This window comes from Roseateles sp. (assembly GCF_052436255.1).
GTDB lineage: Bacteria > Pseudomonadota > Gammaproteobacteria > Burkholderiales > Burkholderiaceae_C > Pelomonas.
The window spans coordinates 1-9445 of record NZ_JBQVNP010000177.1 but is presented as its reverse complement, the minus strand read 5'-3'; the positions used below and the strand labels follow the sequence as shown (position 1 = coordinate 9445).

Genomic DNA, 9445 nt, shown 5'->3' with positions numbered 1-9445 from the left:
GCCGTCTGACGCATAAAGAGACCTGGCGGGCAGGGCAGAGGGGCGCGCACAGAGGCCGCATGCCCGCAGCGAAGCGGAGGGACCGGGCGAGTACGCGAGCGAAGCGGTACCCGGCGCCCTGACGGGCAGGGCTATGCGTCGGAAAAAGACGGGTCCAGAACGGCAGACGACCACCAGCGACCTCGACCGGGAGAACGTGTTTCACACAGCGCAAACAACACGCGCCAGCCCGAAGGGTTGGCGATCTGTCGCCGCTGCTGCGGCGCTGGTCAATGCACCGCCGTGGCGGTGCAGCGGCCCGCCCTGCGGGCCGTCAACACCTGGGGCATCCGGCTTCGCAGAAGACGGCTTCGCCTGCTTGCGCGCCCTGCGCGCCTGGTCGTGGTCTGTGCATCGCCGTCTGAGGCGATGCTGGATCTGGAGTGCAGGGAGGGGAGTCCGATCCCGCGTGCGGACTCTTCGAGGCTGGGCTGGCCAGCCTCGCCCGATCTGACGATGCTGCAGGTTTTCGGGATCACAACCGGGGCAAAAGGAGCGGTGCCGCATCGCCAGATGTGGCGTGCATGCTGGTCTTCAGCAACCGGAGGGCGCAGGCGCCGGGTGTGCCTGGAAGGGTGCCGGCCTGCCGGCAGTCCCGAAGGGACCAAGCGCGAAGGCGCGCGCCCTGGAACGGTCATCCCGGTTCCGCGCAGCGGAAAGCCAAAACGTGCATTTTGGCTATTCGGATTCCTTGACAGCATCGCCATTTCCGGCGATGATTGGTGCCACGGTCGGATACGTGCCGTAAGAGGCGGCGGTAGCAGGTGCGGGAACACCAGCCACCGCCTAACCACACTCAACCTGTCATGGAGATTGGTATGGCTGGACGAACTCTAGCAAACACACCTCACGAAGAACGGCCGGCGAAGCGCGACGCCATCACGCCACAAAGCGCACAGATGACCACCGACGAAATCAAGGCGAAGGTGGGCGAGCGGGTGACCGAAGCCGAAATGGTGGCCATGCTCAAGTCGAATCCGATCGGCACCTCTCCCGACGACGTGCGCGTGCGAAGCGGGGTGCTGTCGTTCTCGTTCGGACCTCAAGGTGTCCGGCTGACAGGCGCCGAGATTCGTACGCCGCTGCCGACCAACGCAAGTGCCTCCGGGCTCGAGAGCTGATTCGGGATGGGCTACCTGAATCCACTGCTGCGACTGCCGGCAGGAAGGGCGTTGCTCAATCTGCCCAAGGAACAGCGGGCACCACTCGAAGCCGTCTTGCGAGAGCTTCGACACCAAGCCGACCAACAAGCCGAACTCGCATGGAAGCGGCGGAAGGGGCCGATGGCGGCATATTTTCGAGCTGTGGCAACCTATGCGCGGCATCTTGCACATGCACTTTCGAGGGGAGAACGACATGGGAAATGACGTGAGAAAGCGCTCGCCATACAGGACGGAAGAGGCCTTGGTGTGCGCGTGGCTGGCACTGGTGATCTTCGCCGGGACGTGCGAGCTGTGGTCGCGGCATGTGGTCGCGAGAATCAACGCGAAGGCCGAGGCCGAGATGCAAAAGCTGAAGCCACAAGGGCCGAAGCTGAAAACAGCAGCGCTGGCCGACCAGGCCAGCGCCATCAAGTAACACCGTCAGGGAGATAGACATGGGAATTCTGAGCAAACTCGTCACGCAGGTCACTGGTGCGCTTCACGATCTGATCGACAAGAACAGCGATGCCGGCCGCACTGCCCGCCAGGGCGTGCGCCAGTTGGACGAACAGATCCAGAAGGCCGAAGAAGGCGTAGCCGACGTGTCGGCCGAGCTGCGCCTGATGGCGCATAACCGCGACAAGGCGAACGGCGATGCCGGCAAGTGGGGCGCGATCGCGAAGACGGCCGCGGCCGACGGCAACGAGGTTGAAGCCGTCAACGCCGTGCACCGTCAGGTGCAGGCGGAAGAACTGGCCGCGTCGTTCGAGACGCACGTGGCAAGGCTGAGCCCGATGGTCGAGCAGCTCAAGGGCCGGCTGGGGAGCCTGCGCAAGGTCAAGATCGAAATGCAGAACAAGACCAGCGTGCTCGACGCGCGAAGCAAGGTCGCGCAGGCCGAGAGTCGCGCGGCTCGCGCGCTCGGCAACATCGGCACCGCAGGTGGCGGGGTGGACTTCGACCGGCTCGAAGAGAACGTCGATCGCGAAGAAGCGAAGGCGGCTGCGCTTGCGGAGCTGGCGCACGAGAAGAGTGCCGGCAATCCCGATGCGAAGCTCGCTGACTACGCCAGGCGCGAAGCGATCGGCGAGAAGCTGAAGGCCCTGGGCCTTCAGCCCACGGCCGCACCGGTGGAGGCAAGGACGATTCAGGGGGCAAAAAATGCGAGCTAGAACGCTTCTCGTCCTTTTGACTATTCCGGCCACTGCGTTCGCACAGCTCGACAAAGTGACGACGGCCGTCGATTCGCTGACGGCAATCATGTTTCCCCTTGGCGGCGTGGTGATCGCGCTGGGCCTGGCATGGGCACTGTTCAAGATGGTCTTTGAAGGGGACGCCGAGAAAGCGGGGCCTGTTCTCGGCGGGGTGTTCTTGATGGCCATGTCGTTGGGCGTGGCCGTCGTATTTGGCAAGTTGATGGGTGGAGGCAATCCAGCGCCGGCCTCCGAGCCCGACGCGAGTGAGCCGGGTTGGTTTTCGCATGCGTGGGATTGGATCGGCGGGCACGCAGTGCCGCTGGCTATCGGCGCAGGTGCGCTGCTGGGTGTCGGCGTGTATCTGATGGTGCGCAGCTCGCGGAAGGCGTCGCAAGCGCGGCTGAACGGCGATCGCGCCGCACTGCTTGAGACGATCGAACGTGCCGACGTACTTCAGAAAATGATGGCGATCAAACCGACAGGGGTGATCGACAAATTGAAGTCGGCCGCGATGGCCAGCTTCAAGCGAGGTCTGCCAGGCCGAGCACCGGCAATGACGGAAGAGAAGCTTCAAGGGGCCATCGAAAGCTTGATGGTGATGCTTGGACAGGTCCACGACGAACGTCGCGAGCTGGATGAAACGCAGCGCAAGTCGCTGGAGACGATGCGCAACGAGTTGAACGACATGGCGGCACGCATGTCGGCCGACGCGGAAGAAGCACCGGCGAGCCGGGCGCCGATCGCGGAACGGAAGAGTAGGGCAGCGCCAACGCCGCAGGCGGTGCGCCAGGCCGTCGACGCGAGGGCACCAGCCATTGCCGCCAGCACGCCGGCGCCGTCAGGTGACGGATTCATGAGTGGGTTGCTTCTGAACCCGCTGTTGAGCCCGCTCAGTCCCTTGAGCCCATTGAGCCCGATTTCGGTATGGCACGGCCAGCGGAGTGAGGGCCAGGCGGGGCGCAGGGAAGAGAGCCGGCAGGCTTTCGTCGACGACAGCACGCCCGCTCCGGCGCCAGCATGGCGCAGCGAGGACCAGTCGTGTCCTGCACCTGCACCAGAGCCCGCCCGGAGCTACGAAAGCAGCTCGTGGTCGAGCGATTCGGGCTCCAGCAGTTTCGATTGCGGCACCAGCGACAGCGGTTCCTCAAGCAGCAGTGATTGATTCGGAAGTACCACCAGAATGCTTTTCCTTCTTGCGCTGATCCTCGTGGTTTCCTACGCGATCGCGTCTTTCTTCAGCTTGCCCCGCACTGCGCGCGGTCTTCGGATCGGCATGGGCGCGGTGGCAGTTCTGACGGCGCTGACTTTTGTGTTTGCCACCGATCTTTTCGCCAAGCTCTTTTTTCACGGGGCGATCGCTGGCGACGCGATCAACTGGACGCCGATCCTGGCTTTTGCAGCGGGCATCGGTGCGCTGCTCGTGTTCACGTACGAGTCGACTCTGTGGGCTCATGCGGGCTCGCAGTGGGGGAACGATCGGCCGCTGGCAAAGGGGCGACGCGTTCTGAGCGGCGTGGGTATCGCGCTGGGGATCTATCTGGCGTTCACCGCCATCGATCACTGGTGGTTCTTCCGCGGCGATGACGCAGGGTTCGCGGCGGCGGATTTCGTGGGCGCAGACGAAGTTCCTTGCGAGGTCGCACTGGTGCGCGTCGACGGGGATGCTCTGGCGTTTCGCTGCCCAACAGCGTTGACCTTCAATGTCTTGTACGGCACTCCATTCGTACCGTGGCCTGAGTACACCACTGGGCGAAGCGTGGAGTTCAAGAACAAGATCGACGAAATGATGCGCGAAGCGTCGAGGCCGTAGATGCGTTATCCAGGTGGCAAAGGCGGCTCGGGCGCCTATCAAACGATCATCAACAACATCCCGCCCCACGATGTCTACATCGAGACGCACCTGGGCGGCGGCAACATCTTCGAGCGCAAGAAGCCTGCCGCGAGAAACATCGGTATCGACATCGATGCCGATGTGATCGCGAAGTGGACCGCGCGCCAGGTCGAAGGCCTGGAGCTGCACCAGGTCGACGCCGTGGCATTCCTCAAACGCTTCAAATTCACCGGGCGCGAGTTCGTCTACGTCGATCCGCCCTACGTCATGGGGAGTCGGCGGGGCGGCAAGCTGTACCGGCACGAGTACAGCGATGACGATCACAAGCGGCTGGTGGAAACGCTTGCGACATTGCCGTGCAATGTGATGGTGTCCGGCTACGCCTCGGCGATGTACGAGAGTTCGGCGCTTGGCGCGTGGCGGTCTGAAGAGTTCACCGTAATGACGCGCGGCGGCCCCGCCGTCGAGCGCATCTGGATGAACTACGACAAGCCCGAGCTGCTGCACGACATGCGGTATGTGGGCGTGAATTTTCGCAAGCGCGAGCAGATCAAGCGGAAGAAGGCGCGATGGCTTGGCAAGCTCCAGAAGATGGAGCCGCTGGAGCGCGCAGCGATCATGGAATGTCTGCGCGAGCTGGAGGCCTCCGAGTTGGCCACGGCGGGCCAACAATGACCGCAGGACCTGGCGCGCACCGTGCGCTGCGCATGCTGGAGCTGGTGGGCCACCAGCTCCCCGGCATCTGGAAGCGCCATGCGATGCTGCGCGAGCAGTTCATGGCCGATGTCGCGTGGGAGCCATGGTGCTATGCACCCATGGCCGTTGCGTTGTCGATCACTGGCGAGCGCCCGGTGCTGGCGGCGAAGCTGACGGCTCTGGCCGCGTGGCGGATGACGCAGGGCATTTATCGCGTCGACGAGACGCTTCTGGAAGCACTGACACAAACGCCGCTGGATGCGGCGGTCCCGGTCGAAGTGCTCCGGCGCTTGCCTGAGTGGTGCGTCTACATCGAGCTGCCCGGCATTGAGACATTCAAGGGTGCTGCCCGTGGCGTGTGGGTGCTGATGGAGTCGGCAGGCAAGCACGAGGGTGGCGCCGTCTTCTTGACGATGCTTTTCGACACGGATCGGGACTTCAGCCGATCGCTCGACGAAGCGACGATGCTGCCCTTGACGATCAAGCTTTCGGGTGAATCGCTGCTTGCAGCGATCGAGAGTACCTACCCGGCCGCGAGCGGGCTTCACAGCTTTTTCGAGAGAGCAGCGAAGCCGGTCCTGTCGATCTTGCTCTATCTCTGCTCGGCGAATGCCGAGCTGACGCGAGGCGGGGTGCCGGCGACGCCGTTACCGCCGAAGGCGGTGAGGACACGTCGAGACGGCTGGAGGGTCTTCCCGGCTCCTGGGCCGGTGAACTGGGAGCTTGGCGTCCGCATGGGAGCGGCGCTACGCGCCGCGTATGCGAGTGCGGCGGCCGGGGGCGTAGCCACCGGCCGGACACTGACGCCGCATGTCCGGGCCTTTCACTGGCATACGTTCTTGAGCGGTCCGCGCAAAGGGGTGCCGACGGAGAAGCGCCAGCGCGACATTCGCTGGCTCCCCCCGATCGGGGTCAACATTCGCGAGCCTGGTGAACTGGTGCCGGTCGTCCGACCGGTGAGACAGTAGGAAAGCCATGCAATTTTCAACCGACCAGCGGCACGCCGCTACGCTCGACTTCCTGGCAGAGGTGCGCGACTACTTGATGCGCTGGCCACCGCATCCGATGAATCGCGAAATGATTCAGCGGATTGAGGCCCACCTGGCCGAGCCGACCCACAAACTCATTCGTTCGCAGAGCTACACGCGTTCCGGGGGCGCGTACACGCCCATGGGGATGTGCATTGTGCGAGTCAGTGTTACGGGCACGCTAGCGACCGTCAGCCTGCCAACTGGGACGGACGCGGCGCCGGACAATATCCTCCTGCGCGCACTCAAACGTGGCCAGGAGGTTGACTTGAAGGTGAACACGATATGAGTAACTACGAACCGCCACGGCATGCCCGGCATTTGTCGCGCGAATCCGAGGAACGCTGGCACAGGGCGAACAACGCCTACGCGGCAGAGTTCGCGCGCGCGATCCGTGATCCGCGCCTCTGGCGGGCGCAACTTGCGGTGACGGCTGCGCTTGCCCTGCGATTCTTCTGTGTCCCGCTTGCGTGCGGTTGCCTTGGCGGGGCCATCGCATGGGCAATGGGACTTGATAGTGGCGCCTTCGCGGCCGTCGGATTTACAGCGGGGACCGCGATCGCGTGGGCGATCATGCTGTTTAAACCGACTTTCGCGGCCCGCAGCCTGTTTCATGAACGTGCCGACGCGGCCTTCGATGCCTCGCTCAAAGAATACCGGCGCACACAGAGAGGCCCACTGTGAAAAGGCGAACGATTTACATCGGAATCGCTGTCTTCCTGCTCGTGACTGTGATGGGTTCGCTCATCGGCAGATGGGCAGGGGAATCCATGGCGAGAGAGGTACACGCGCGTTTGTCGCTGCTGTGGCCTGACGTGATGGGGATGCCAGAACAGGATCGCGCACTGCTGGCTCTGCTCGCTTACGAATGTCGATTGTCGGATAAACCCGACGGCCGAAGCAGCACGATCGCGTGCCTACATGCCGCAACGGATGCGGACAGGGTTAAGCGGGTCAGTGCCGATCCAGAGGCGCATCTGAACAAGCTGCTTGCGCAAGCGCGTGGTGCCGAATGAGCGGTTGCGGTTGGTCGTGCCTGGCGGCTTATGCACTCGCGCTAACTGATGCTGAGCTGCTGCGGGCCTGCGTCGGGTTGCTCATCATCCTGCCGATGCTGCTTACGGTATTCCACGAGGCCGGCCACTACTACGCTGCCAAACTGTGCGGCATTGACAGCAGCGAGTTCAGTCTGGGCATAGGACCGGCCATCCTGCGTGTGCCGGCGACTGCATCGGGCTGTGATCTGACATTTCGCCTATTTCCGTTCGGTGGTCGAGTGACCTACGACGAACGCTATTTCCAGCTCGGCTATGGAAAACGGGCGCTGCTGAGTGCCGCGGGTTGGCTGGTCGATGTGGCCGTCGCAACGACTGTGGTTCTCGTGATTCACGTCAGTGACGCGACAGGTCCTGTCACCACGATCATTGCCGTCATGGTTGCTTCACGAGCTGCCTTGAATCTGCTGCCAATCACCAGCGACGGCCGAAGGTTCCTGCATCATCTTTGGCTGTTGGCAATTGGTCGAGCGGCGTAAAGCATCGGCCCCGTAAGGCCGATGCCGGCGAGCATCGCCGTTTCCGACGATGCCGCTGTCTAGCGGCTCTTGCCAGCAAAGTAATCCGGCCTGGCCGAAAGCTCGCGCTCGGCCAGCTCGTCGGCAAAGAGTGGCGCCGTCGCTTCGAGTCGGCGCACCAGGTTGCGCCGGCGCGTTTTCGCCTTCCGATCATCACTCCAGCGCTTGATGGTCAGCGATTCGAGAAAGTCGATGCTGACGGCGTAGCCGGTGCCGGGCGTCCAGCGCTCCGCCACCTCGGGCGGGCATGGTTTGCCGGCTGCGACCTCGGCCACCACCAGCTCGACCGGGCCAGGGCAGGGGCGATGGGGCATCGCCCACCGCAGCGAATAGCGCCACATTCTCGACATACCGCCCCCGTTATTCGACGCGTGCGATCGCGGCCGGATCGGCCAGCGAAAGCAGCATGCCGTTGGCGTGCACCTTGTAGCCGCGCGACATGCGCACGGCGCGGGGAGCGGGCTGGCCAGTGGAGCGCAACCACGCGCCCACGAGCCAGGCCATCGCGGCCGGGCTGCTCTCCATGTAGGGGCACGCGGCCAGTGCCTGCTCGCCTTCGCAGCGTTCGGCAGAAAATCCATCTTGCGCGATGGGGGTGAGGTCGACGGACGATGACATGGAGGCTCCTAGCTCGATTGAATGGTTGTCGTGAAGAGGCCAGCGGCGCCGACCTGCCATCCCGTGCCGTGGTTCGCACCATTGCAGGAACAGTCGCAAGAGAAACCGCGTGCGTGCTGGCATGTGGCGTTGCACTTCACTTCCGGCCGCAGGCTGGAAGTCAGTTTTCCGTAGCTCATAGCCTTGCCGCACCCTGCACAAATGCCCAGCGGATCGCCACCGTAGACCGTTGGCAGGCCGCCACCGCTGCGCTCGATCCAGACACCCGACGGGATGCACTTACCCGCCTCGTCGAGGCGTGAAGCGTGGCCATTGATCGAACCCTTGATGCGCGTGTACTCGACGCGTTTGCCGAGCCGGCATCGCTTGCATGAGTACATGACGATCACAGGCACCGTTTCGCGAGAAATTCGGTCCACGGTGCGCCTTTCAGTGGGTGACAGGCTGACCGGCCTTCATGATCTTGTCGGCGGCGCCGAAGATCTTCTTGGCGCTCTTCTCGGGCAGCTCGGCACCAGCAAGCCAGCCTTGGATGTAGGCCCGGCTTTCGGCTTGGCCCGGCAGGTCCAGCAAGGTGCAGAGGATGTAGGCCACGCTTTCGGCCTCGGCTTCCATCAAGCTGCGCGGTGTTTCCGGTCCGTCGATCACGTCGCCTTCGGCGGTATGGCCGAGCACGATGTGGGCGAGTTCGTGGAAGCGCGTCTTGTGCTTGAGGTTGTTGAGCGGGCTGATTGCGATGGTGCGATTAGCAGTGGCATAGCCTAGGCGGTTGCCCAAAAGCTCATCAAAGCGCACTTCGCGGATGTCCAGCGCCGCCATGGCGGTTTCAGCGTCCCACATGGGCGTGACTTGCTCGGGCGCGAAGTCCTCGCCGTGCGTCTGGTCCAGCGAAAACCAGTTGGCGCGGAGCATGAAAACATTGAACGTCCCGCCTTGTGCATCGTCAGATTCGGCGATGGCGGCCGCAGCGCCGTTCTTGGCGCGGGACTTCACCGGCACCGGCATGAACAGGGAAATTGCCTTCTCGCCCTTCTTGACCGAACGACCCTTTTCCTTCCACGCATTGAAGCTCGCGATAGGCGACAGCGGCAGGCCCTTGGCCGAGAGCTGGATGGCCGCAAGAATCTGGTTCCCGATGCTGTAGTTGCGGAAGGCCCGATACGCTTCGTTCACGATCCCCGGCTTCGTCAAAGCTTCCTGAAGGATGTGGCTGAATTCGGTCCCCACCTTTGCTGCTGTTTGGTGAGTCTGGGGTGCGAGGAACTGCGCTTGTGGGGCGTTGCTGGCGGTGGGGGTGTTGTGTGCGTTCGTGTCGGTCATGG

Annotated in this window: 15 protein-coding genes; 11 read left to right on the top strand and 4 right to left on the bottom strand. The window is 63.4% G+C overall.

Features of this window, described 5'->3' with window-relative positions; translation table 11 throughout:
• Nucleotides 1-938 precede the first annotated feature (938 nt).
• The 11 genes from ACT6S0_RS24420 (at nucleotide 939) to ACT6S0_RS24370 (ending at nucleotide 7466) form a co-directional block, all read left to right on the top strand.
• Nucleotides 939-1160, top strand: coding sequence for a hypothetical protein (locus ACT6S0_RS24420; RefSeq protein WP_444766359.1), 222 nt, complete (start codon nucleotides 939-941; stop codon nucleotides 1158-1160).
• Between the two features lie 235 nt (nucleotides 1161-1395).
• Nucleotides 1396-1617, top strand: a complete 222-nt coding sequence (locus ACT6S0_RS24415) for a hypothetical protein (RefSeq protein WP_444766358.1) — start codon at nucleotides 1396-1398, stop codon at nucleotides 1615-1617.
• Nucleotides 1618-1636: 19 nt separating this feature from the next.
• A complete protein-coding gene (locus tag ACT6S0_RS24410; RefSeq protein WP_444766357.1) occupies nucleotides 1637-2353 on the top strand; it encodes a PspA/IM30 family protein in 717 nt (238 codons plus the stop codon).
• A gap of 55 nt (nucleotides 2354-2408) precedes the next feature.
• On the top strand, nucleotides 2409-3539 hold the full coding sequence (locus ACT6S0_RS24405) for a hypothetical protein (RefSeq protein WP_444766356.1): 1131 nt from the start codon (nucleotides 2409-2411) through the stop codon (nucleotides 3537-3539).
• Nucleotides 3540-3557: 18 nt separating this feature from the next.
• Nucleotides 3558-4187 (top strand): hypothetical protein, encoded by a 630-nt coding sequence (locus ACT6S0_RS24400; protein ID WP_444766355.1) that lies wholly within the window; start codon nucleotides 3558-3560, stop codon nucleotides 4185-4187.
• Entirely contained in the window at nucleotides 4188-4883 is a 696-nt protein-coding gene (locus ACT6S0_RS24395) for a DNA adenine methylase (RefSeq protein ID WP_444766354.1), read from the top strand.
• A 32-nt stretch (nucleotides 4884-4915) separates the two neighbouring features.
• Nucleotides 4916-5872 carry an AcrVA2 family anti-CRISPR protein gene (locus tag ACT6S0_RS24390; protein ID WP_444766353.1) on the top strand — a complete coding sequence of 319 codons (957 nt, stop codon included), beginning with the start codon at nucleotides 4916-4918 and terminating at the stop codon, nucleotides 5870-5872.
• Between the two features lie 7 nt (nucleotides 5873-5879).
• A complete protein-coding gene (locus ACT6S0_RS24385; RefSeq protein ID WP_444766352.1) occupies nucleotides 5880-6221 on the top strand; it encodes a hypothetical protein in 342 nt (113 codons plus the stop codon).
• A complete protein-coding gene (locus tag ACT6S0_RS24380; protein ID WP_444766351.1) occupies nucleotides 6218-6616 on the top strand; it encodes a hypothetical protein in 399 nt (132 codons plus the stop codon). Before ACT6S0_RS24385 ends, ACT6S0_RS24380 begins: the two co-directional genes overlap by 4 nt.
• Nucleotides 6613-6948: a hypothetical protein gene (locus tag ACT6S0_RS24375; protein WP_444766350.1), complete on the top strand. Its 336-nt coding sequence runs from the start codon at nucleotides 6613-6615 to the stop codon at nucleotides 6946-6948. The genes ACT6S0_RS24380 and ACT6S0_RS24375 overlap by 4 nt, the downstream gene beginning before the upstream one ends.
• A 77-nt stretch (nucleotides 6949-7025) precedes the next feature.
• Entirely contained in the window at nucleotides 7026-7466 is a 441-nt protein-coding gene (locus ACT6S0_RS24370; RefSeq protein WP_444766349.1) for a site-2 protease family protein, read from the top strand.
• Nucleotides 7467-7525: 59 nt separating this feature from the next.
• On the opposite strand, the gene ACT6S0_RS24365 is transcribed toward ACT6S0_RS24370, so the two are convergent.
• The 4 genes from ACT6S0_RS24365 to ACT6S0_RS24350 all read right to left on the bottom strand — a co-directional run.
• Nucleotides 7526-7819 (bottom strand): hypothetical protein, encoded by a 294-nt coding sequence (locus tag ACT6S0_RS24365; RefSeq protein WP_444766348.1) that lies wholly within the window; start codon nucleotides 7817-7819, stop codon nucleotides 7526-7528.
• Nucleotides 7820-7865: 46 nt separating this feature from the next.
• Complete coding sequence (locus ACT6S0_RS24360) at nucleotides 7866-8123, bottom strand: hypothetical protein (RefSeq protein WP_444766347.1); 258 nt, start codon at nucleotides 8121-8123, stop codon at nucleotides 7866-7868.
• 8 nt (nucleotides 8124-8131) lie between these two features.
• Nucleotides 8132-8542, bottom strand: coding sequence for a hypothetical protein (locus ACT6S0_RS24355; RefSeq protein ID WP_444766346.1), 411 nt, complete (start codon nucleotides 8540-8542; stop codon nucleotides 8132-8134).
• A gap of 10 nt (nucleotides 8543-8552) precedes the next feature.
• Nucleotides 8553-9445 (bottom strand): ArdC-like ssDNA-binding domain-containing protein (locus tag ACT6S0_RS24350; RefSeq protein ID WP_444766345.1); only part of this gene is annotated, 893 nt, incomplete at its 5' end.